The organism is Streptomyces sp. NPDC001231, from assembly GCF_042896885.1.
Lineage (GTDB): Bacteria > Actinomycetota > Actinomycetes > Streptomycetales > Streptomycetaceae > Streptomyces.
In genome coordinates this window covers 43,514-65,451 of record NZ_JBIAXS010000039.1, presented here as the reverse complement: position 1 = coordinate 65,451, position 21,938 = coordinate 43,514, and the positions used below count along the sequence as shown (strand labels likewise).

Below are 21,938 nucleotides of genomic sequence, written 5' to 3'. Positions count from 1 at the left end.
CGGCCATGCCATGGGAGGCGCGACAGACTTGGCCGAGGGCAGAACGCTTCGCCCTGCGCCGCTTGTTGGTGGTTCCAGCGCTGTGGTGGCGGTCACGGGCCCACATGGACGTAAGGCGCCCAGTTCACGACCGCCTGCGGACGTTCCGCCCGCCGCGCGACGGCTGGGCGATGTCCTGCGAGCCGTGACACGCGCCTTTCACTTGGCCCCGGTTGTGGCTGCTCCTGCCGGAAACCTGCCGCACCGACGTGATTGCCGCGCGGGAGGCGATGAGCCGGCCCGGTCCCTCGGCGGCGAGCCTCGCTCCGGCGCCGTCACGCCTGCGCAGGGCAGAAAGCTCAGCGAGCGCTTCCGTAAAGGCGCCTGAGAAAATGGACGGAGTGACTATTCGCTCTTGAGGCTGCACGCGCCCGCGTCGGTCCCTTCAAGAGCCGAGCCATACAAAATCCTTTGCCGCCCCCTATCAGTTTCTGTATGGGAGCGGGAAGGGAAGTCCGGAGGAGGTCTCGCGGAGCGATGAGGAATTGACGTGACCTGCATCACATGCGGGCTGGATCTCGCCTTGTTCCACCCTCCCACCGCGACCTGAAGCGGCAGGTCAAAGGCACTCTTCGGGTTGCATTGCGGTTTCCTGGAGCAGCACTGGCCGGCGCGCAGACGGCATATCAGGGCTTCTGGCGCCTATTGCTCTGCGTCAAACGGTCATGCGAGTCTTCCCGGCAATTCGACGCCGCAGGCTGTTTCGGACCCGGATCGCTGCTCGACGAATGAGCGCTTCCGGCTACTGCAATCTCGCAACGTCCATATTGCGCACTGTCAATGGCAGTCCACAACCTCAACCAGTCCACTACACACCAAGGCGGATGATCATGTGCAACCTGTGCGGTCCTGAATCTCCTGCCGATGCCGGAAGCGGGGTCGCTCGGCGCTCCGTGCTGACCGCCCTCGGTATCTCCCCGGTGGTCCTCAGCCTCCCCGGCGCGACAGCGGCGGCGGCGGAAACCCGTACCGAGCCCTCGGGCCGGGGGCCCGGCAAGGGCTCGCCGAGCGCGTTCGAACTGGTGCTGCTGGGGACCAAGGCGGGCCCTCCGGTGGACCCGCTGCGGGCTGGGATCTCCACCGCGCTTGTCGTCGACGGCGCGACGTACGTGATCGACTGCGGGCGTTCGGCGGCCACCCAGTACGTGCGGTCCGGCCTCACGCTGGCGTCCCTGAGCGGTATTTTCATCACGCATCTCCACGCCGACCACGTCGCCGACTACTACAACTTCTTCCTGCTCGGGGGCAGCGTCCCCAACCAGGAGCACGACAACCTCACCCGCCCCGTCCCCGTCTACGGTCCCGGACCGGCCGGCGGGCTCCCGCCGAAGTTCGGTGGGGGACAGGCGCCGACGGTCAACCCGGACAGCCCGACGCCGGGCCTGAAGGCACTGACCGACGACTGCCACGCGGCGTTCGCCTACAGCACGAACGTCTTCCTGCGTGACATGGGCATCCAGGACATCCGGGCCCTCGCCGATGTGCACGAGATCGAGGTGTCAAGGGTCGGTGCCACCTACGAGAACACCGCGCCCGCGATGAAGCCGTTCGTCGTGATGGAGGACGACCGCGTCAAGGTCTCCGCGATCCTGGTGCCGCACGGACCGGTGTTCCCCTCCTTCGCCTTCCGCTTCGACACCGACCACGGCTCGGTCACGTTCTCCGGCGACACGACGTACAGCGACAACCTGATCGCCCTGGCCAAGGGCTCGGACGTGCTGGTACACGAGGCGATCAGCGTCGAGGGGCTCGACGCCCCGGCGGTCTTCGTCGACCACTTGCTGCAATCCCACGTCGAGGTCCAGAAGGTCGGTCCGATCGCACAGCGGGCCGAGGTCGACATGCTCGTGCTCTCGCACATCTCCGAGGTCGCCCGCAACCCGATCGACGTCCGGAAATGGAAGAAGTGGGCACAGCGGGGGTACAGCGGCAAGGTGATCGTCGGCGAGGACCTCCAGCGGATCAAGCTGGCCTGACCCGGCTTGCCGAGGTCGTCGGCCGGCCCACGACTCTCGACTCATCAGGCCCGGCCCGGTGCGACCGCTGATCGGGCGCACCGGGCCGGGCGACACAGGGGCTCAGACGATCGGGGTGGACACCGTGCCGATACCGTCGATGGTCACCTCGACCAGGTCCCCGGGCTTCAGGTACCTCTGCGGCGTGCGAGCCCTCCCCACTCCACCGGGGGTGCCGGTGAGAATCAGGTCTCCGGGGTGCAGGGGCACCATGGTCGACACGTACGCGACCAAGTGAGCCGGAGTGAACAACAGGTCCGCGATCCTGTGCTCCTGGACCGGGGTGCCGTTGAGAGTGGTGCGGAGAACGGCGGTTGCGGGATCGAACTCGTCGGGCGTGGTCAGGACCGGGCCGACCGGAGTGGAACGTGCCCAGATCTTGCCCTGCAGCCACTCCGTCGTGCGGTACTGCCATCCCCGCATGGAGATGTCGTTGGCCACCGTGAAGCCGGCGATGTACTGGCCCGCCTCTTCCTCACGCACCTTGTAGGCGGTCCGTCCTATGACGACGGCGAGCTCTCCCTCCCAGTCCATCTCCGGATCCTCCGCCACGGCCGGCACCGCGTCAGCGGGGCCGGTCAAGGTGTCGGCGAACTTCGCGAAGAGGGTGGGATGGGCCGGGAGTTCCCGGCCCATTTCCTGAATGTGGCTCGTGTAGTTGAGGCCGGCGCACAGCACCTTCGACGGACGCGGTACGACGGTCCGCACATCGACGTCGCCCCTGCGGTGCCGGCGCCCGGTGGCGTTCCGCGCGATCCGGTGCCAGTCCTCGTCCGCCAGCAGGGAACCGACGTCGGCATGACCGGGGAGTTCGGTGAACTCATCGCCGTCCAGGCGAGCTGCGCATGTCCCCTGGCGGGTGCGCACGGTTGCCAGTCTCACTTCATTCCTTTCCTGTCGCGCCGACGCCCTTGCCCGCGCCGGAACTCGCGCTCGGTCCGATGCCTCGGACGCCGACGGCCGCCGGCTCGGGAACCACCAGATCGAAGAACCCCCAGTGCGACCCGGCGGGCAGGGTGCCCGACAGCATCCGGCCGCACTTCTGCGTCACTATGTGCGAGGAGCCCCGGTGCTGGCTTCCGGCGTGGCTGTCGCGGAAGAACCGCTGCAACGTGCCGTTCCGCATGACCTGCGCGCCCGCGAAACGGTGTACGAGCTGACTGATCTCCAGCGCGGTCCGGGTGGCCAGGCTGCAGGCGAGCCGCGACATCGTCTCCTGCTCGTCGTTCAGCTGGGCTCCCGTCGCGAGCGTCGACTCGTTGTCGCGCCAGGTCTCACGCAGCAGGGCCATGGTGCCCCGGACATGCGAGAAGTGACGTGCGAACTCCGCGAAGAACTCGTCACTGGTGACGGGGGAGCCCTCGGCAGGGTCCTTGCGCCGGGTCAGGTCGCGCAGCTCATCGAGCATGCGCCGTCCGACACCCTGGGACCAGGCCGCCTGGTGCAGGCCGGCCAGCAGGGCAGGGCTCACCCGGCTCATGCGGCGGCCTCGTCGGGCGTTCTCCGGGCCGATGCCGAAGACGTACTTGTCCTCGACCCGCACCTCCTCGGCCCGGTAGTCGAGGCTCGCGGTCGCGCGCAGCCCCAGCATGTCCCAGTTGTCACTGATCCGCATGGCCGTCCGGGGAACAAGGCAGACCAGCCGCTCTCCCGTGCCTTCGACCGTCACCGCCAGATTGAGGTGGGTGGCCATCGACACCCCCGGGGCGAACTTCCAGACACCGCTCACCCGATAGCCGCCGTTTTCCCGTACGGCCCGGCCGGTGAACGCGGTCGACTGTCCCGCCACCAGCGGGTACGTGTCGTGGGCGAAGAGCTCGCCGACCGCCTCGTCACTCAAGTAGGTGGCCGCTGCCGCCGTTTCACTCGTCAGGGCGCGCACCAGCCATCCCAGCGAGGCGTCGGCGTGCGACAGCTTCTCGATCACGTGCAGGATCTGCAGGGGGGAAGCCTCCAGGCCGCCGAGTTCGGCCGGCACCATCAGCTTGAAGACTCCGCTGTCGCGAAGTGCGTCCTGGACCACCGGTGTCGGCCGCCGCAGACGCTCGCTGTCCTCGGCCTCGCTCTGCAGGAGAGGGTAGATGTCCGTCAACTCCGCGAGCAGTCTGCCCGTTTCCTCGTTCACCTGCGTATCGACCGTCATCGTCGGCCCCTCTCGGACTGTGCACCCTCACCGGCGCCGCGCTCGGCGTCCTCGGCCAGAGCGCCCCACTGGCCGCGGTAGAAGAGCAGGGGCCGGGTGTCGTCCTGCTGGCCGTAGGACAGCACACGCCCGAGCACGAGGACGTGATCGCCGCCGTCGTACCCCGCCCACGGCGTGCACTGGAAGTACGCCAGCGAGCCGTTGATCCGTGGCGCCACGTCGTCGCCGACCCATTCGATGCGGTGGGTGTCCTGTGGCTTGCCCGCGAACTGCAGCGCGGTGGCGAGTTGGTTGTCCCCGAGCACGTTGACCGCGAAGGGCCGCTCGAGCAGGTAGGTCAGTGCGCGCGAGGTCCGCTGCATGGAGACGAGCACCAGAGGTGGGTCCAGGGACACCGACGTGAAGGAGTTCACGGTGACCCCGTAGTAGCTGTCGCCGGACTGATAGGTGAGGACGACGACTCCGGTGGCGAAGTTTCCCAGCGTGTTGCGCAGCTGACGAGGATCGGCGAGCGCTGGTACCGCCGCGCTCGACGCGAGGGTCCTGGCGTCAGCGGCTTTCTCATAGATCTCCGAGTCCCACATGATCTCGGTCATCCCGAAGCCTCCTGGATGAATCGTGGGTCCCGTCCTGGGACAGGGCCGGGGTAGGGGTCCGGCAGCCACGTACCGTGGTCCGTGGCTGCCGGCTGCGGGGTCAATGGGCCTCTTCGAGAGCTTCCTCGCCCGCGACGAACGTGGTGCCCGTGCCTTCGGGCAGCCAGTTCCGCAGCACCGGGTAGACGGCGAGCGCCAGCACGAAGGACACCAGGAAACCGAGGGCGAAGACGTCGGTGGCCATCAGGACCATGCCGACCGCGGCGGACAGGACCAGCGTGACGACTCCGGCCCAGTTCCACTTCTCGACCCGGTGGGTGGCGCTGTCGAACCGCGCCCGGCGCACCAGGTAGTAGTCCGCGATCATCACGCCGCACATGCCGAGCGTCATGGCGCCCAGGTACGCCAGGTACTGGGTGAACTTCTCCAGGATTCCGGCAGCGATCATCACCAGGGCGATGATGTTGCCGACGACCACCATCGCCGCCCGGCCCGGCTTTCTGCCGGTGAGGGAGTCGATCAGGTTGACCAGCGAGAGCGAGCCGGAGTAGGCGTTGATCGCCTGGGCCTTGGCCTGGGCCGCGTAGATGGTGACGAAGCCCATCCAGCCCGCGAAGATGACGAAGAAGGCACCTGTGTTCTGCATGACGTACGTGTTGCCGGCGACAGCGGCCGCCTCCGGGCTCATGCCCTTGTCGTGGGCCAGCAGGTAGCCGATGACCTGGGGCATGCCGCCGATCACGACGAGGGAGCCCAGAACGGTCATGACGATGTTCTGGGTGACCGGGCCGGCCACGGCCAGGACCGTCACGTCGCGCCGCGTGCGGCAGTAACGGGCGAAGTCCGTCGTGACCAGAGCGATGGTTCCCGCCGTGGCGCCCATGACCGAGACCGCGGACTCGAATCGCGGCCACAGGCCTCCGGGGACGACTCCCGCGTAGGCGAACACGTCCATGGGGTCGGCGCCCTGGATCACATAGATGTCCACGATCATGTAGATCGTGACGAGCAGTGTGACGGCGATCAGGACGCCGGTGGCTCGCAGGGCGAGTTTGATGCCGAAGACGGCGAGCCCGATCCACAGCAGCGTCATGCCGCCGTAGATCAGGATGCGCCATCCCCACGAATCGGGCAGGCCGAACATCAACAGCGTGCCCTGGTACAGGAGGGCGGCCTCGACGGCGAGGAAGCCGAGAATCATGAACGCGAAGACGATGGAGCCGATCGCCGAGCCGTTGAAGCCGAATCCGAAGAACCGGGAGGTGATGGTGCTCGACATACCGGTTTCGAAGGCCATCCGCCCCAGGGCCTTGCCGAGGCCCACCGCGAAGGCCGCGACGAGGACACCGACGATCAGGCCCACCGTGAAGCCGGCGAGCACGACGGTGAAGCCGGCGATGGCGAAGACGACGAGGGCGGTGGCGACGCTGACCGGGCTGAGGGCGAGTTGGTAGCCGCTCCTGCGCTCTGCCAACGGCACGCTGACCAGGGCATGGTCTTCCGCCGCAGCCGCCAGTGACGAATCAGCCGGTCTGGGATTCCTGGTGTATGAAGACACGGTGGTTCCTGTCCTTGTGAGAAATGCGGCGCCCGCGGCGGAATTTCCATGGCCGGACCCGCCCGATGTGGCCGCGAGGGATCAGTCCGCGCTGCAACCCGCTACGGCAACGGCCTCGATTTCGAGGAGGATCTCCGGCTTGGCGAGGGCGGAGACCTCGACCAGCGTGCAGGCGGGGAAGTCGCCGGAGAAGAACTCCTGACGGGCCTTCCACACATCGGCGTTGTCACCGATGTCCGTGACGTAGATGGTCATTTTGACGATGTCGTCCATGACCGCGCCCGCCGCCTCGACCAGGTCCTTGATCTTCTGGAAGACGACCTTGGCCTGTTCGTAGGAGGTCTCGCCGAGGACGGTCTCCCGGTCCTGCCCGCGGGCGGTCATTCCGGAGACCATGATGAGGTCGTCGATCCTCAGGCAGTTCGACCACATCTTGTCCGCCGGCTCCCGCACGGCGGCGGAGTAGATACGCTGCTTCTTCATCGCTGTTGTCCTCAGAGGTCGATGCGGTTGTCCCACGCGGACGTACCGCCCCAGTTCACGCACACGGACTGGCGGCGCATGAATCCCTTCCAGGCGTCCGAACCGGCTGTACGACCACCGCCGGTCTCCTTTTCGCCACCGAAGGCGGAACCGACGTCGGCACCCGTCGTGCCCATGTTGACGCGCACGATTCCGCAGTCACTGCCCCGAGCCGACAGGAACGTTTCGATGTTGGTCAGGTTCGTGCTGTGCATGCCCGAGGCGAGACCTTGGGCGACGCCGTTGTGGATCTCGATGGCCTCCTCGAGATCGTCGTAGGTCAGCACGGAGACGATGGGCACGAAGGTCTCCGACTGGGCGATCTCGAAGTGCGGTTCGACACCTGTGACGATGGCCGGCTCGACGTACAGACCGGGGCGGTCGATCACGTTGCCGCCGTACGCCACGGTGGCGCCCTCACGTTCGGCACAGGCGAGGACCTTCTTGTAGTCCTCCACCGCACGCTGGTCGATCAGCGGGCCGACCACGGTGTCCGGGTCGCGCGGGTCACCGATGGTGATCTGGTCGAAGGCCTTCTTCAGCAGCTCGACCAACTCGTCCGCGATGCTCGCGTGGGCGATGACACGGCGCGTGCTCGTGCAGCGCTGGCCGGTCGTGCCGACCACGCCGAACGTCAGCGCCCTGGCGGCGAGTTCCAGGTCGGCGGTCTCGTCGACGATGCAGCCGTTGTTGCCCGAGCACTCCAGCTGGTACCGGCGTCCCAGCGTCGAGCCGACGATCTCGGCGACCTTGCGCCCCACCGTCGTGGAACCGGTGAACGAGATCATGGCGACACGGGTGTCGGAGACCAACTTCTCGGCGACGGCGTTGTCGTCGGGGATGAACAGGGAGAACACACCCTCGCAACCCATCTCCGCCGCCGCCTTGTTGACCAGCTTCTGCACGGCGATGGCGGTCAACGGCACCTTGGGGCTCGGCTTCCAGATCACCGTGTTGCCGGCGATCGCGGAAAGGAACCCGTTCTGCGCCCAGACAGCGGCCGGGAAGTTGTACGCGCTGATCAGCCCGACGACGCCCAGCGGCAGCCACTGGTCGTACATGCGGTGCTCGGCACGCTGGGACTGCTGGGTGAAGCCGTACATCATCCGCGCCTGGCCGGCGGCCAGCGTCGACATGTCGATCGCCTCGCGGAGCTCGCCCTTGGCCTCCATTGTCGACTTGCCGGTGTCCAGCGAGACGACAGCGGCCAGACTTTCCAGATTCTCCTCGATCAACTGGCCGATCCGGCGCACGAATTCACCACGCCGCGGCGGCGGTACCATCCGCCACTTCTTCTGTGTCTCGACGGCGGCGGCCACGAGCGTCTCGTAGTCCTGTGCGTCCGAGGCCGCGATCCGGCCCACGACCTCGCCGTCTGCGGGACACTGCGCCTCGATGACCGGGCGGCACTCGACGGCTCCCCAGCCGAGCGAGTCCGCGTAGGTGCCGGAATGCACCTGGTCCAGGCCGAATTCAGCCAGCACCTTGCCGGCGTCGAACAGAGTCTTGGTGGTTTCGCTCATCATCGCTTTCCATCAACGTCGCGAGTTCGGCAGGAATACGTCGGACGGGTCTGCGCCTCACCCCTTGGCAAGGAAGTCGCCGATCGTTTCGTCCGTGTGGTATTCGGGCTTCTCGTAGTAGTGCGGGCCGTCGTAGATCTCGATCAGCACGCTGCGCTCGTGCGCCAGAGTCGGACCGTGCGGATGGTCCTTCGGGTTCATGTAGAACGACCCGGGACGCAGCCGGAGACCGGAGTCGGTGTACTCGTAGTCGCCCTCGAGGCAGTACATGAACTGGTTCGAGGCGTGCGTGTGCTTGGTCGGGATGGTGCCGCCCCGCTGGTACTCGAGGAGGGCGATGCTGGCGCCGGTGTCGGGGTTCTTGTAGAGGAAGTACTGACGGAACCCGTAGTCGGGATAGTCGATCCAGTCCTCGTCCTTGAGGTCGGCGGCATGGATCAGGACCTCGAGCGACTTCATGGTCGCGGGGTTGATGTCCACTGTTCACTCCAATCCGGGGCGGCCTGCTGCCACCCACGTCTCGTATTCCTGGCGGCTCTCGGGTGTGGCGGGAAACAGTCCGAAGAGGGACCGGCCCCGCTCGAGTTCACGAGCCGCGAACTCCTCGTACGCGGTGGCGTCGGCGGCTTCCGCGGCGACCTCCGGGGCCAGTTCACGGGGAATGACCACGACGCCGTCGCCGTCACCGAGCAGCACATCGCCGGGGTAGACCGCCACTCCACCGCACCCGACGGGTTCGTCGAGCGCGACCGGATGCAGGGCGATGGGGGTCGCTCGGGGCGCGTTGTCCCGCTGGTAGCACGGCAGACCCGTCTCCCTGATGGCCTCCGAGTCCCGGTAGCCGCCGTCGGTGACCACGCCGGACACACCGCGGTGCTTCAGCCGCGCCGCCATCATGTCGCCCATGGACGCGGCAGCCGTGCAGCCGAACGCGTCGATCACGAGCACCGCGCCGGGCGGGCACTCCTCGATCGCCCGCCGGTGCAGGTTGTCGCTGCTCGAGTAGGTGGCGAGGGTGTCGAGATCCTCGCGTGCGGGGATGAACCGCAGGGTGTAGGCCGGGCCCACCAGCGGCTGCTGGCCGGCCGCCAGCGGCCGCACCGCGGCCATGATCACGTTCCTCAGGCCGCGCCGGAGCAGCATGTTGGCCACGGTGGCCGAGCCCGCCCGCGTCAGCTGCGCCCGGATCGGTTCGGGCAGTGGTCCGGCGAGGTCCGCGCTCGCTGCGGCGGTCACTGGAAGAACTCCAGGGGCGGGCGGTTCCCCCACTGGGTGGTGTCGCCGGCGGTGCCGTTGAACTTGGTCGGCCGGTGGTCGTGGTCGACGATGTCGCCGTCGGTGTAGTGCTCGATACGGAAGCCGAAGGGGTCCTTCCAGTAGTCGAAGATCTGGCTGCCGAGCAGGTGACGGCCGACTCCGACGTCGAGGGAGTATCCCCGCTGCACGAGGTAGTCGTGCGACGACATGACGGCGTCCATGTCGGTGACCTCGAACGCGCTGTGGTGGATTCCCGCCCAGTCCGACTGCAGGACGAGCATGAAGTGGTGGTCCACGAGCTGCTCGCCCAGGTCCAGCCGGACGAAGGTGCCGACGACAGGCCCCTCCTCGCCCGGGGGGACGAAGTAGTCGGAGGGGAGGAAGTTGAAGCGTTCGTTGAGCCAGGCCATGGTCTCGTCGTGGTTCTTCACATGAAGCACGAAGTGACCCAGGCGGGCGATGGTGCACGGCGCGACGGGCTGGCGGACGGCGGCGTTCACCCGGTTCTTGTCGCGGATGTTGTTCATCGCGAAGGGTTCCCGGTCCGGGATCGGCTCGGCCTTGCGCCGGCCCCAGATCGCCCGGATCTCGAAGCCGTCGGGCGTGGTCATCGCGACCTCGTGGCCGCCGCCGGGCTCCGTCGACTCACGGACCGGGGAGGACCCCGATCTCGTGGCGAGCTCGACGAGGTCGTCGTAGGTGGCGACCTCGATCGATGCGCCGACGAAGCGCTGTTTGTCGGCCTTGCGGGTCACATGGATGTGATGCTGGGTGCCCGTTCCCCGCATGTACAGGGTCCGGTCGTCGCTGCCCTCGGCCGGCACCATGCCGAACGCGGTCAGGAACTTCTCCATCACCTCGAGATCCGGTGCCTCGTAGGTGACTTGGGCAGCATCAATAGCCGTAGCCACGGGTCCTCCTGGGGTGGGTGGGAGCACGGCGACGAGTACGCTCCGGCGCCGCCGAATGACCGGGGCTCCCTCTCGGCAGGGAGCCGCGCGGGGTCGTCAGCCCTTGAGAATGCTGACGTCGTCGGGATTGCGCAGGTCCGGAACCGTCCAGCCGTTCAGGTCGTACTCGTCCATGGCGCTCTGCGCGAATTCCTTGCAGTAGTCGAGCAGACCGCTGCCCCGTGCGCCGAACAGGTTGGTCTGACGCGTCACGTCGTTGCTGCCGATGTAGTTGATCTCGTACAGCTCGTGACGGGCTCCGAACTCCGTGCCGATGGAGTCCCAGAGCATCTTCATGACCTTGACGCGCTCCTCGGCGTCGATGCCCCCCGTACCGCGCAGGTAGGTGTCCAGATAGCCCCGGATCTCCGCGGTCTTGAAGTCGTTGGCGTGGGAGTTGAGGTAGATCAGTCCACTGGCCACGACCTGCTCGATGATGTTCTTGATCTTCGGCATGGCCAGCTGGTTCATCACGCGGTAGGCGCCGGCGAACTGCGGGTCGGGCTGGATCATGCCGCCCTTCCACGGCACCGCGCTCTTCGCCATCGCGTCCGACAGCGCCCAGAAGGTGTTGCGCCAGGCGATGACCTCGCCGAGCTGGGACATGACCCCGTGGAACGAACCGGCCCCGGTGACATCGAGGGCGCGGGACAGCATGCCGACGAGGAAGTCCATCTTGACGGCGAACCGGGTGCACCCGTGCAGGGAGGCGCGCTCCAGGTAGCCCGAGTGGATGTTGTACTTGTTCGCCTGTTCCAGGTCGTCGTAGATGAACGCGTTCTCCCAGGGGACGAACACGTTGTCGAGGACCAGGATCGCGTCGTTCTCGTCCAGTCGGCTCGACAGCGGGTAGTCGAACGGGCTGCCCAGCACCGAGGCGCGGTACTCGTTCGAGGTGCGGCAGAGCAGCTTGACGCCGGGAGCGTTGGTGGGCGTGATGAACACCGGGGAGAAGGCCGGGTCCTGCACGGCGACCTGGCCCACGTGACCGACGAAGGTGTGGTGCGTCAGGGCGGACCCGGTGGCCACCACCTTGGCGCCGGTGACGTAGAAACCGGCGTCGGTCTCCTTGGTGACCCGGATGAACACGTCCTTGCCCGCGTCCGGACCGAGGCCGCGGTCGACCGGCGGGTTCATGATGGCGTGGTTGATGTACCAGGTCTTCTCCTGGGCCTTGCGGTACCAGGTGCGCGCGTTGTCCTCGAACCCCCGGTAGAACTCGGCGTTGGCGCCGAGAGTGCCGAGGAAACACCCCTTGTAGTCGGGCGAGCGGCCCATCCAGCCCCAGGTGATCCGCTGCCACTCGGCGATGGCGTCACGGGAGGCCACCTGCTCCTCGACGCTCTTGGGCGCCTGGTAGAAGCGGTGGGTGAAACCTCCCCACTCCGTGGGCGCGGTGAGGATGTCCTTGCGCGCGGGGTCGTGCAGGGCGTCGTACATGCGAGCGATCATGCGAGCGGAGTTGCGGAAGGCGGGGTGTTCGGCGACATTCTCCACCCGCTCCCCGTAGATCCAGACCTCGCGGCCGTCGTTGAGGCTTTCGAGATATTCATCTCCGGTAAAGGGGATATGCTCACGGCCGGCAGGGCTCTGTGCCGACTGATTCGTGTTTCCCGCCGTCATTGACCGGCCCTTTCTTGTCGTTCACGGAACCGGGCCGAGCCAGCGGTTCGTGCAGCCAGGGCGCGGGCAGCAATCGCAAGCGGTGTTTTCTCTCATCGATAGGGCCCGCGCCGTCGAATTGCCCGGAAGACTGACACGGCCGCACGGCACGGGCAATAGAAAGCGGAAGGGCCCCACGACGCTCGAGTACGTCGGCCACCGGCCTCCAGGCCGATCGGCGCTCGAGCCGGAAACTGCCTCTGAGCAGGCATTTCAAGCGTTGGCGCGGGTACCGCCGCAGGTCGGATGCCGGCTCGAATGTGGCGCACGTCACATGGATTCGGTGGTCGATCGCGGGGATGTGCTCTTGATTTCACCCTCCCTTTCCATATAGGGCGCAGCAGGGGGGTGCATAGTTCCGCGTATGGCTGCTCTCACCGTCCGAGCGCGCGGCGGTGCTCGGCAACGGTCCGAGTGGCCTGCAGCCAGCGACCCATGAGCGGGGTGATATCTCCTCCGCGCTTCCACAGCAGGGTCGCCTGCATGGACCGGAGCCATTCCGGGGGGTCGAGAAGCGCCACCGAATCACTCGATCCGGCGATGCGCTCGGTCACGAGCGCGACACCCAGTCCGGCGGCAACGAAGGCAACTGCCGTCTGCGGCGTGGAAACCTCGATGACCTCGAAGGAGTCGTCGCCCGACAAGGCTTTCTCCGCGGCGTCCGGCATACCCCAGAACGCGGAAAGCCGGGACGGCAGGATCCACCGGCCCCAGCCCTTGCCGTCAGGACGGGATTCCATGGCGCGATACCGTGGCACAGCGAGCTTGACATTGATGTCGATAATGGGGCACCAGTCACAGCCCTCGGCGACGAATCTGGCGAATTGCGTGGACCCGAACGGGACGCAGCCCATGTCCAGATCGCCGGACAGAACACCCTGAACAATAAGGTCGGGAGTGACATCGGCCAGCGTGACGCGTGCCTTGGGGGCCTGGTCGAGGAACTCCGCCAGTACGTCCGCGATGATTTCGTTGATGACCATGGGTTCCACACCGATGTGCAGATCGCCGATTGCGCCCCCTCCCATCAATTTCAGCGTCTCCACGACTCGGTTCCGGTCCGCTATCAGACGTTCGCCCCTGGAGAGGAGGTGGAGGCCCGCCTGGGTGGGGTGCACGCCTTTCGCGGTTCGCTCGAGGAGACTCACTCCGAGCTCCCGCTCCAGCTTCGCGATGGCGTGACTCAGCGGCGGCTGCGTCATGCGCAGATTCTTGGCGGCCTGTGAAACCGAGCCGGCCTCGACGACGGCTCCGAAGTACTCGAGTTGGCGAAAATCCATGCCCTCTGGATGTCACGACTTCTGCGGAATGTCAACAGATGAGCAACCTGCTTGGGGAAGGCTGTGATCGGATGAAGTCGTGCGTGCGGCGCTCTTACGATCAGGTCGCGTCTGGCCCGCTACGGCGTGCCGCCGGCCGAAACGACCCGGTCCGGTCCGAGCCCGCCGCCGGTATTGAACAGCCGTCCATCCCATTCACCGCCGAACGAATTCCGGTGCCGGGCAGAAGGAGTAACGAGCACGGCTCAGTGCCGCCGAGCCTCAGTTGGTGGGTCACCTCGGGTGTCGCAGCGGCACGGATCCGCGCTCACGGGTCGGGGCAGTTCTCGTCCGTCCCCTCGGCGAGCCATCCGCTGTCGTCGGACACGGTCACCGTCACCGCACGGCCGGACGGATGCCCGATGCGGTGCGCGGCGGCGGCCGTAACCGGCCCCGCCGTGCCATGAGCGCCACGGTGCCGCTGCTGCCCGCCTGGCTTCTCGGGCGTCCGGCCGACGCAGGCCCCGAGGTGGTATCCGTCTACGTGGCCGTCGGTGAAGTCAGGAGCGGGGGCGTCCCCGGGAGACGCCCCCGCTGCGATGGTGCGGTTCCCCGGCGGCGGCACGGACCCGCGCGCGGGACCGGGATGGGTCGTGAGAGGTGCGGCCTCGTCAGGCCGAGCGGGTGGTCTCCTCGTGGAGCACGGCGTGGGCGAAGGGAAGGCCGGCGGTGTAGCGGGCGAGTTCGTCGGCGGCGGCTGCCGCCATGCGGTGGAGTTCGCCGCCGAGGGAGCCGGCGACGTGCGGGGTGAGGAGGACGTTGGGCAGGTCGTACAACGGGGAGTCGACGGGCAGAACTTCGGGGACCGTGACGTCGAGAACCGCGTTGAGGCGGCCGGTGAGGAGTTCGTCGACCAGGGCGTCCTGGTCGACGAGGGAGCCACGGGAGGTGTTCACCAAGGTCGCGTCGTCGCGGAACAGGGCGAGCCGGCGGCGGTCGATGAGGTGCCGGGTGGCGGGGAGTTCGGGGGCGTGGACGGTGACCACGTCGCTGGCCGCGCACAGCTCGTCCAGCTCCACCGAGCGGGCGCCGAGGAGTTGGGCCTCCGGCGCGTCCACGTAGGGATCGTGCAGGAGCAGGTCGAGGTCGTGCGGGCGCAGGAGTTCCAGGACGCGGCGGCCGATGCGGGAGGCGCCGACGACGCCGACCGTACGCCGGTAGTTCCCGACGTGGGGGTAGGCGGCCAGCCAGTCGTGCTCGACGCCGCGCCGGGCGCGGTAGTCGTCCCGACTGCGCAGCAGCTGCTTGTTGGCGAGGAGGATCACCGCCACGGTGTACTCGGCGACGGGCAGGGCGTTGGCCCAGGCCGCCGAGGTGACCTGGATCCCGCGCCGCCAGCAGGCCTCGGTGATGTGATGCTTGACCGATCCGGCGGCGTGGATGACGGCTCGCAGCGCGGGCGCCCGGGCGAGGACGTCCTCGTCCAGCGGGGGGCAGCCCCAGCTGCTGACGATGACCTCGGTCTCGCGCAGGGCAGCGGCGGCCCGCGGGTCGCCGAAGTCGTCGACGACGAGGGCCGGGTCGAGGTCGGCGAGCGCGGTGAGCCGGTCCAGGGTGGCGCGGTCGATCAGCCGGCCGGCGAGATCGGCGTGCATGGCCAGCAGGGCGCGTGGACGCCGCCGTCCGGAGGCGGCCGGGTTCGGCGGCGCGGCTGGTGCGGTCGGGGGGTTGGACACTCGGTTCTCCGGTACGGGTGTGGCAGGGGCGGACGTCACTTGACGCTTCCCGCGGTCAGGCCGGCCTTCCAGTGGCGCTGCAGGGCGACGAAGGCGATCACCAGCGGGACGATGCCGAGCAGGGAGCCGGTGACGACCAGCGGGTAGTACTCGGGGAAGGCGTGGGTCTGGGTGTTCCAGCTGTACAGGCCGAGGCTGAGGGGGAACAGCCGGTTGTCGGAGAGCATCACCAGGGGCAGGAAGAAGTTGTTCCAGATGGCGGTGAACTGGAACAGGAAGACGGTGACGAGTCCGGGCATCACCATCCGCAGCCCCACCGACCAGAAGGTCCGCAGCTCGCCGGCGCCGTCCATGCGGGCGGCCTCCAGCACCTCGCCCGGTACGTATCCGGCGCAGAAGACGCGCGCCAGGTAGACGCCGAAGGGGTTGACGAGGCTGGGGACGAACACGGCCCAGAAGGTGTTGACGACGCCCAGCTTGGAGGCCAGCAGGTACATCGGCAGCGCGAGCGCGGTGGTGGGCACCAGCACGCCGAGCAGGACGAGCCCGAACAGCTTCTCCTTGCCGGGGAAGCTGTAGACGTGGAAGGCGTACCCCGCGCAGACGCACACGAGCGCGCACAGCAGGGCGCCGATCCCGGCGTACAGCAGGGAGTTGACGTACCAGCGGAAGTAGATGCCGTCCCCGGCCGTGGCCAGGGCGTGGAGATTGGCGCCGAGGTGCCAGGTGGACGGGGTGAGGGTACGGCCGCCGAGCAGGTCGCCGGTGTTCTTGGCGGCGGCGGTGAGCAGCCAGGCGAGCGGCAGCAGGGTGTAGGCGGTGGCCAGTACCAGGGCGCCGTTGACGGCGGCCCTGGACAGTGACCAGGGACGGCCCTTCACGCGTGCGGCGCCGGGCTGTGCGGTGGCGGTGGTCATGCGGCGGCCTCCGTGGCGGGCTGGGGCCGGTCCTCGCCCCGGGCGCGGGTGGCCCGGGTGACGACGAAGGAGAGCGCGGCGGCGGCCAGCGCCAGCAGGACCGAGGAGGCGGCGGCCAGGCCGTAGTCGTGCCGCTCGAAGGCCGCGGTGTAGGCGTACATGTTGGGGGACCAGGTGGAGACGACGCTGGGGGTGGTGCCGTGCAGGATCATCGGCTCGGTGAACAACTGGAGGGAGCCGATGACGGTGAACAGGCCGACGACCGCGAGCGAGGAGCGGATCAGCGGGATCTTGACGCTGAGCGCCGTGCGCAGCGGCCCGGCACCGTCGACCACGGCGGCCTCCAGGACCTCGCGCGGGATGGCCTGCAACGCGGCGAAGAAGATCACCATGTTGTAGCCGGTCCACTCCCACACCGCCATGTTGACGACGGCCGGCAGCGGGTGGCCCAGCAGGTCGGCGTGGGCGCCGAGCGAGTTCAGGGCGCCGATCACCGGGCTGATGCCGGGCGTGTAGAGGTAGATCCAGACCAGGGTGGCGATGGTGCCCGGCACCGCGTGCGGCAAAAACAGGGCGAGCTGGAAGAACCGGCGGGCCTTGACCAGGGCGGAGTCCAGCAGCAGGGCCAGCACCAGCGCCAGGATCATCATCAGCGGGATGTAGAGCAGGCAGTACTGCGCCAGGTTGAGGAAGCCGCCGCGGAAGGCCGCGTCGCCCAGCGCCCGGCTGTAGTTCCCGAGGCCCGTGAAGACGGTCTCGCTGCCGCCGAAGCCGAGGCCGGAGTGGTGCTCGGCGTAGAGACTGAGGTAGACGGCGTAGCCGACCGGCACCAGCGTGGCGCCGGTGAAGAGCACGAAGAACGGCGCGAGCAGCACGGCGGGCGCCCCGTACCGCCGCCGCCGGATGGCAGCGGTACGCGAGGGCGCGGCGGCGGCCGTGCGGGTGGCCGTGGGAGCGGTTGGGGTCACGGCGCGGAGACCTTCAGACCGCGGTTCTTCAGCTCGGCGACGGTGTCCTTCTGCGCGGCCGCGAGGGCCTGGGCGATGGTGCCGGATCCGGAGGAGAGCTTGCCGAAGGAGTCCTTCAGGGAGTTGTTGGTGACGCCCATCGCCGGACCCCAGGTCCACTTCTGCTCGATGGACCCGGCGGCGCTCTTGTAGACACCGTAGATGTCCTGCCCGCCGTAGAAGTCGGCCTTGAACGCCTTCGCGGCCACCGGCACCAGCGCGGGGTCGGCCGGGAAGGCGGAGGAGTCACCGGAGGAGATCCGGGCCTGGATGCCCTGGGCGGTGGTGGTGGCCCAGGTGGCGAACTCGACGGCGGCCTCCGCCTTCTCGCTGTCCTTGGAGACGGCGAAGGTGGTGCCGCCGAGCATGCCGCTCGCGAGGGTGCCGTTCCAGGACGGCAGCGGGGCGACGGCCCACTTTCCGGCCTGGTCCTTCGGAAGGGTGCCCTTCAGCACACCCCCGCCCCAGGACGCCCCCAGGTAGCCGGCCGTCTGGCCCTTCTGCAGCGAGGCGGTCCACTGCTGGCTGAACGAGGGCTCGACCCGGACCAGGTCGTCGTTGATCATCTTCTGCCAGTAGTCGGCGACCTTCTTCGTCTCGGGCGCCTCCAGGCTCACCTGCCAGGTGTCCCCGGCGGTGCCGAACCACTGGGCGCCCGCCTGCCAGGCCATCGCCTCGAAGGTGGTCGGGTCGTCGGGGAAGAACGTGGCGATACGGCTGCCGGGCTCCGCCTTCTTCAGCTTCTCGGCGGCCGTGCGGAACTCGTCCCAGGTCGTGGGCACTTTGACGCCCGCCTTGTCGAACAGGTCCTTGCGGTAGTAGAAGGCCTGCGGGGCGGCGTCCAGAGGCAGCGCGTACGTGGCACCACCGAGAGTGGTCAGCTGCACCGCCTGCGGCAGGTACTTCGCCTTCAGGTCGGCGCCGACGTACTTGCCGATGTCCTGGACGGCCCCCTGGCTGACGAAGTCCGGCAGTTGCGGGTACTCGACGTTGAACACGTCGGGGGCGTTGTGGGCCTTGACCGCGTTGGAGAGCTTCGCATAGCCGCCGGCCGAACCGGAGGGGATCTCCTCGTAGCTGACGTGCACGTCCTTGTGGGAGGCGTTGAAAGCGTCCACCACCTGCTGGGTGCCCTTCGCCCAGCCCCAGAACGTGATGTCGACGGGCTTGCCCGCGCCGGACGTCGGGCTGTCGTCGTCGCTGCCGCAGGCGGCGAGGAGGGTGGCGGACAGAGCGGCGGCGGTGAGCGCGGCGGCGGCGCGGAGGGCTGTGCGACTGCGGGTGGGGGCAGCGGACATGGCTCGGCTCCTGGGGGAACGGGACGGGTGGAGTGTGCCCGGTGCGGAGCCGGCGACGGCGAGGCCGGCCGGGCTCCGGGGCCGTCGGGCCCGGGTACCGCACATCTTGGGAACGCTTCAGATCGAAGTCAATACCTTTCGATCGAACGATCTCATATGATCAGGAGGGAAGGGGGTGTGCATCTAGGATGTTCTGCGGATTTGTAGCGCTGGCGAGATGTGGACGTCTCTTGTTCAGATCATTCGATCGATCGCATTGACGATCGATCGGGCGACTTCTAGATTCGGCACCCCGAGCAAGGAGCCCCGCCATGCCGCGCACGTCCCTCCCACCCGAGGACCGCTCGCTCAGCCCGTACACGGGCTGGACCCGCGCCCACTGGGAGGCCGCGGCGGACAGGCTGCTCACCGCGGCGCTGCGGCACGCCGGGCCCGGCCACGCCCTGATCGCGCTGCCCGGCCCGCGCCCGAGCTGGTCCGGCCCGCGGTCGGACGCGCTGGAGGGCTACGCCCGCACCTTCCTGCTGGCCGCCCTGCGCGTCGCGGGCGCCGACGGGAAGGACCCGCTGCGACTGCTCGACCGGTACGCCGAGGGGCTGGCCGCGGGAACGTGGCGCCCCACCGGGGAAAGGGAGTTGACCGGTCGCGACCCGGCCGCCTGGCCGGTGGTCACCGACCGGGGACAGGCCATGGTGGAGGCGGCCTCCGTCGCGCTCGCCCTCCGTCTCACCCGGCCCTGGCTGTGGGACCGCCTCCCCGCGCGGACCCGCACCCGCGCCGCCGACTGGCTTGCTGGCGCACTGCGCCACACCCCCGTCGACAACAACTGGTGGCTCTTCCAGGTCACCGTCGGAGGCTTCCTCGCCGAGACCGGCCACCACACCGAGGCCGCCGAACGCGCCGTCGCCCAGGGCCTGTCCAGGATCGAGCAGTGGTACCTGGGCGACGGCTGGTACACCGACGGACGGCCGCGCGCCGTCGACCACTACAACGGGTGGGCCTTCCACCTCTACCCCGTCCTGCACGCCCACCTGGCGGACGACAGACGGCTGCTCGACCGCTACGGCACTCGGCTCGCCGCCCACCTCGGGCAGTACGCGCACACCTTCGGCGGCGACGGCGCCCCGCTGCACCAGGGCCGTTCGCTCATCTACCGGTTCGCCTCCGCCGCCGCACCGTGGGCCGGCGCCCTGACCGGCCACACCCCGCTGAGTCCGGGCACCACACGACGGCTGGCCTCCGGCACCCTGCGCCACTTCCTCGACCACGGCGCCTTGGACGACGACGGCCTGCTCACGCTCGGCTGGTTCGGTTCCTGCCCCGCGCTGGTGCAGCCGTACTCGGGCCCCGCCTCGCCGTACTGGGCGAGCAAGGGCTTCCTCGGCCTGCTGCTGCCGCCCGGCCACCCCGTGTGGACGGCCGTGGAGGAACCCGCACCGGCCGAGCGCGACGACGCCGTGGTCCCGGTGCGCGGAGCGGGCTGGCTGATCCAGTCCACGGCCGCCGACGGACTCGTACGCGTGCACAACCACGGCAGCGACAACCAGCCGGCCGACGAGGTCCTGCCGGACGACCCGCTGTACGCGCGCCTGGCCTACTCCACCGCCACCGGACCGGCCTTCGAGGGCACCGCCGACAACCACTTCGCGCTGCTGGACGGCGGCGGGGCGACCGAGCGCGGCCCGATCGTCCCGCTCGGCACGGGACCCGGCTGGGCGGCCTCCGCCCACCGGCCCCGCATCGGAGGGGCCGAAGTGCCGGGCGTCGGCGTCACCTCCCTGGTGCTCGCCGCCGGAGCCGAGGAGATCCACGCGCACCTGGTCACCGGCGCCGTCGGCGGGACCGGGGTACGGCACACGGGATGGGCCGTGGCCGGGAGCGCCGTGGAGACGGCTGTGACCGGCGGCGGAGCACGGGTACGGGTCACCGGGTCCGCGCTGGTCTCCGAGGCGGTCGCCCTGCACGGCCTGGACGCCGCCACGACCGAGCCCGTGCCTGCGGGTACCGCGTTCGGGCCCGCGGCGGCGCTCCCGGTGCTGACCGGCACGGTCACGGGGGAGGAGTGCCTGTTCGTCTCGGCGGTGCGGCTGAGCGGAGCCGGGACCGCGCCGCCGGCCGCTCGGGTCGCGGTGGAGGCCGCCCCGACGGGCCACCGGCTGTGCGTCCACTGGCCGGACGGCGGCCGCAGCGAGGCCCTCATCCGCGCGGACGAGGTGACCGTCACCTCCGACGAGGACTGATCAAAATGCTGAGCAATAGATCAGTAATGTATCGAACGCTAGACTCGTGGTGAGTCAGATCAGGGAGAGGGGGACCGTCATGTCGATCGCGGCTGACGAGCGCCGGACGCGGATCCTCGAGATCGTGCGCAAGCTCGGCACGGTCCGGGTGACAGACCTCGCGGCCCGTCTGGACCTCCCGGCGGTCACCGTGCGCCGGGATGTGGCGACCCTCGCCGAGACAGGCCTGTTGCGCCGCTCGCACGGCTCGGTCTCGGTACCGGACGAGCGAGCAGGCGCCGAGGCCGACGCCCGTACTCTCGGCCTGATCGTGCCCACGGTGAGCCACACCGTCAGCCAGTACTTCGACGAGGTGATCGCCGGGGCGCGCGCCGCAGCCGCCGACGCCGGAGCCCACCTGGTGCTCGGCATCTCGTCCTATGACCCCGGCGCGGACCGCGGCCAAGCGGAACAACTGCTCAAGTCGGGCGCCGAGGGACTCATGCTCACGCCCAACTGGATGTCCACGAGCAATCCGGACGACCGCCTCTGGCTCAACGAACTGCCGGTCCCGACCGTGCTGGTCGAACGCCGGGCCGCCGTCGGCACGGCCGCCGCGGAACTCGACTCGGTCAGCTCAGACCACCATCACGGCGTGCTGCTCGCCCTGCGCCACCTGGCCGCGCTCGGCCACGACGCCGTCGCCCTCGCCGCCCGCCGCGACACCTGGACGGCGCTGAAAGTGCGCAGCGGTTACGCCGAAGGCTGCGCCACCCTCGGCCTGACACCGCAGCCGGTGATCGACATCGACGATCCCGCCACGGCCCCCGAGCGGGTGGCCGGCCAACTGGCCGAGGCCGTCGGCCGGGGCGTGCGAGCCGCGCTCGTGCACAACGACCAGGACGCCATCCAGCTTCCGGCACTGCTGCGCGCACGCGGCCTGTCCGTCCCCGAGGACCTGGCCCTGATCAGCTACGACGACGTCTTCGCGGCTCTCGGTGCCCCGCCGCTGACCGCCGTGGCCCCGCCCAAGCGGGCAGTCGGCGCCGCCGCCGTCGACCTGCTGCTGAGGCGGCTGCGGCACGGCTCGGCTCTCCCGATCCACCGGGTGGAACTGCTCCCCGAACTGAAGGTACGTGCCTCCTGCGGCCGTCAGGGCACCGCCTGAGCGCCCGCATCGCCTGGAGCACGTGACTTCTCGGATCAGATCGTCCGCTGCCCCGGCGAGCTCACGCGA

Annotated in this window: 18 protein-coding genes; 3 read left to right on the top strand and 15 right to left on the bottom strand. The window is 68.8% G+C overall.

What is annotated here, in order from left to right; genetic code table 11:
* Positions 1–932 precede the first annotated feature (932 nt).
* Entirely contained in the window at positions 933–2,015 is a 1,083-nt protein-coding gene (locus tag ACFY3J_RS34030; RefSeq protein WP_390842441.1) for an MBL fold metallo-hydrolase, read from the top strand.
* Positions 2,016–2,117: 102 nt separating this feature from the next.
* On the opposite strand, the gene ACFY3J_RS34025 is transcribed toward ACFY3J_RS34030, so the two are convergent.
* From ACFY3J_RS34025 to ACFY3J_RS33955, 15 genes are all read right to left on the bottom strand, one after another.
* Positions 2,118–2,936 (bottom strand): fumarylacetoacetate hydrolase family protein, encoded by an 819-nt coding sequence (locus tag ACFY3J_RS34025; RefSeq protein WP_384186756.1) that lies wholly within the window; start codon positions 2,934–2,936, stop codon positions 2,118–2,120.
* A gap of 1 nt (position 2,937) precedes the next feature.
* Positions 2,938–4,197, bottom strand: a complete 1,260-nt coding sequence (locus tag ACFY3J_RS34020; RefSeq protein ID WP_384186754.1) for an acyl-CoA dehydrogenase family protein — start codon at positions 4,195–4,197, stop codon at positions 2,938–2,940.
* The gene (locus tag ACFY3J_RS34015; RefSeq protein ID WP_384186751.1) at positions 4,194–4,793 is read right to left on the bottom strand and encodes a flavin reductase family protein; all 600 of its coding nucleotides are present in this window, start codon (positions 4,791–4,793) and stop codon (positions 4,194–4,196) included. Before ACFY3J_RS34015 ends, ACFY3J_RS34020 begins: the two co-directional genes overlap by 4 nt.
* Before the next feature lie 100 nt (positions 4,794–4,893).
* A complete protein-coding gene (locus ACFY3J_RS34010) occupies positions 4,894–6,273 on the bottom strand; it encodes a purine-cytosine permease family protein (RefSeq protein WP_384186748.1) in 1,380 nt (459 codons plus the stop codon).
* A gap of 159 nt (positions 6,274–6,432) precedes the next feature.
* On the bottom strand, positions 6,433–6,834 hold the full coding sequence (locus ACFY3J_RS34005; RefSeq protein ID WP_384186745.1) for a RidA family protein: 402 nt from the start codon (positions 6,832–6,834) through the stop codon (positions 6,433–6,435).
* Between the two features lie 11 nt (positions 6,835–6,845).
* Positions 6,846–8,396, bottom strand: coding sequence for an aldehyde dehydrogenase family protein (locus ACFY3J_RS34000; RefSeq protein WP_390842440.1), 1,551 nt, complete (start codon positions 8,394–8,396; stop codon positions 6,846–6,848).
* 57 nt (positions 8,397–8,453) lie between these two features.
* Positions 8,454–8,876, bottom strand: coding sequence for a cupin domain-containing protein (locus tag ACFY3J_RS33995; protein ID WP_281154397.1), 423 nt, complete (start codon positions 8,874–8,876; stop codon positions 8,454–8,456).
* Positions 8,877–8,879: 3 nt separating this feature from the next.
* Positions 8,880–9,632, bottom strand: coding sequence for a dimethylmenaquinone methyltransferase (locus tag ACFY3J_RS33990; protein WP_384186737.1), 753 nt, complete (start codon positions 9,630–9,632; stop codon positions 8,880–8,882).
* Positions 9,629–10,564 carry a VOC family protein gene (locus ACFY3J_RS33985; RefSeq protein ID WP_384186734.1) on the bottom strand — a complete coding sequence of 312 codons (936 nt, stop codon included), beginning with the start codon at positions 10,562–10,564 and terminating at the stop codon, positions 9,629–9,631. The genes ACFY3J_RS33990 and ACFY3J_RS33985 overlap by 4 nt, the downstream gene beginning before the upstream one ends.
* 96 nt (positions 10,565–10,660) lie before the next feature.
* Positions 10,661–12,226 carry a 4-hydroxyphenylacetate 3-hydroxylase N-terminal domain-containing protein gene (locus ACFY3J_RS33980; protein ID WP_384186731.1) on the bottom strand — a complete coding sequence of 522 codons (1,566 nt, stop codon included), beginning with the start codon at positions 12,224–12,226 and terminating at the stop codon, positions 10,661–10,663.
* 413 nt (positions 12,227–12,639) lie between these two features.
* Complete coding sequence (locus tag ACFY3J_RS33975) at positions 12,640–13,545, bottom strand: LysR family transcriptional regulator (protein ID WP_390842439.1); 906 nt, start codon at positions 13,543–13,545, stop codon at positions 12,640–12,642.
* Between the two features lie 650 nt (positions 13,546–14,195).
* Positions 14,196–15,179, bottom strand: coding sequence for a hydroxyacid dehydrogenase (locus tag ACFY3J_RS33970; RefSeq protein ID WP_390842450.1), 984 nt, complete (start codon positions 15,177–15,179; stop codon positions 14,196–14,198).
* A 116-nt stretch (positions 15,180–15,295) separates the two neighbouring features.
* Positions 15,296–16,177, bottom strand: coding sequence for a carbohydrate ABC transporter permease (locus tag ACFY3J_RS33965; RefSeq protein WP_390842438.1), 882 nt, complete (start codon positions 16,175–16,177; stop codon positions 15,296–15,298).
* On the bottom strand, positions 16,174–17,145 hold the full coding sequence (locus tag ACFY3J_RS33960) for a carbohydrate ABC transporter permease (protein WP_390842437.1): 972 nt from the start codon (positions 17,143–17,145) through the stop codon (positions 16,174–16,176). Before ACFY3J_RS33960 ends, ACFY3J_RS33965 begins: the two co-directional genes overlap by 4 nt.
* Entirely contained in the window at positions 17,142–18,482 is a 1,341-nt protein-coding gene (locus ACFY3J_RS33955; protein ID WP_384186720.1) for an ABC transporter substrate-binding protein, read from the bottom strand. Before ACFY3J_RS33955 ends, ACFY3J_RS33960 begins: the two co-directional genes overlap by 4 nt.
* A gap of 311 nt (positions 18,483–18,793) precedes the next feature.
* On the opposite strand from ACFY3J_RS33955, the gene ACFY3J_RS33950 reads away from it, so the two are divergent.
* On the top strand, positions 18,794–20,722 hold the full coding sequence (locus ACFY3J_RS33950) for a DUF2264 domain-containing protein (protein WP_390842436.1): 1,929 nt from the start codon (positions 18,794–18,796) through the stop codon (positions 20,720–20,722).
* A gap of 79 nt (positions 20,723–20,801) precedes the next feature.
* Entirely contained in the window at positions 20,802–21,869 is a 1,068-nt protein-coding gene (locus tag ACFY3J_RS33945; protein ID WP_390842435.1) for a LacI family DNA-binding transcriptional regulator, read from the top strand.
* Positions 21,870–21,938: the final 69 nt, after the last annotated feature.

Coding starts and splice junctions, on each gene's coding strand:
- ACFY3J_RS33975 (WP_390842439.1), bottom strand. CDS start 13,545: ATGGATTTTCGCCAACTCGAGTACTTCGGAGCCGTCGTCGAGGCCGGC.
- ACFY3J_RS33980 (WP_384186731.1), bottom strand. CDS start 12,226: ATGACGGCGGGAAACACGAATCAGTCGGCACAGAGCCCTGCCGGCCGT.
- ACFY3J_RS33970 (WP_390842450.1), bottom strand. CDS start 15,179: ATGCACGCCGATCTCGCCGGCCGGCTGATCGACCGCGCCACCCTGGAC.
- ACFY3J_RS33950 (WP_390842436.1), top strand. CDS start 18,794: ATGCCGCGCACGTCCCTCCCACCCGAGGACCGCTCGCTCAGCCCGTAC.
- ACFY3J_RS34020 (WP_384186754.1), bottom strand. CDS start 4,197: ATGACGGTCGATACGCAGGTGAACGAGGAAACGGGCAGACTGCTCGCG.
- ACFY3J_RS33955 (WP_384186720.1), bottom strand. CDS start 18,482: ATGTCCGCTGCCCCCACCCGCAGTCGCACAGCCCTCCGCGCCGCCGCC.
- ACFY3J_RS34015 (WP_384186751.1), bottom strand. CDS start 4,793: ATGACCGAGATCATGTGGGACTCGGAGATCTATGAGAAAGCCGCTGAC.
- ACFY3J_RS34000 (WP_390842440.1), bottom strand. CDS start 8,396: ATGAGCGAAACCACCAAGACTCTGTTCGACGCCGGCAAGGTGCTGGCT.
- ACFY3J_RS33965 (WP_390842438.1), bottom strand. CDS start 16,177: ATGACCACCGCCACCGCACAGCCCGGCGCCGCACGCGTGAAGGGCCGT.
- ACFY3J_RS33945 (WP_390842435.1), top strand. CDS start 20,802: ATGTCGATCGCGGCTGACGAGCGCCGGACGCGGATCCTCGAGATCGTG.
- ACFY3J_RS34005 (WP_384186745.1), bottom strand. CDS start 6,834: ATGAAGAAGCAGCGTATCTACTCCGCCGCCGTGCGGGAGCCGGCGGAC.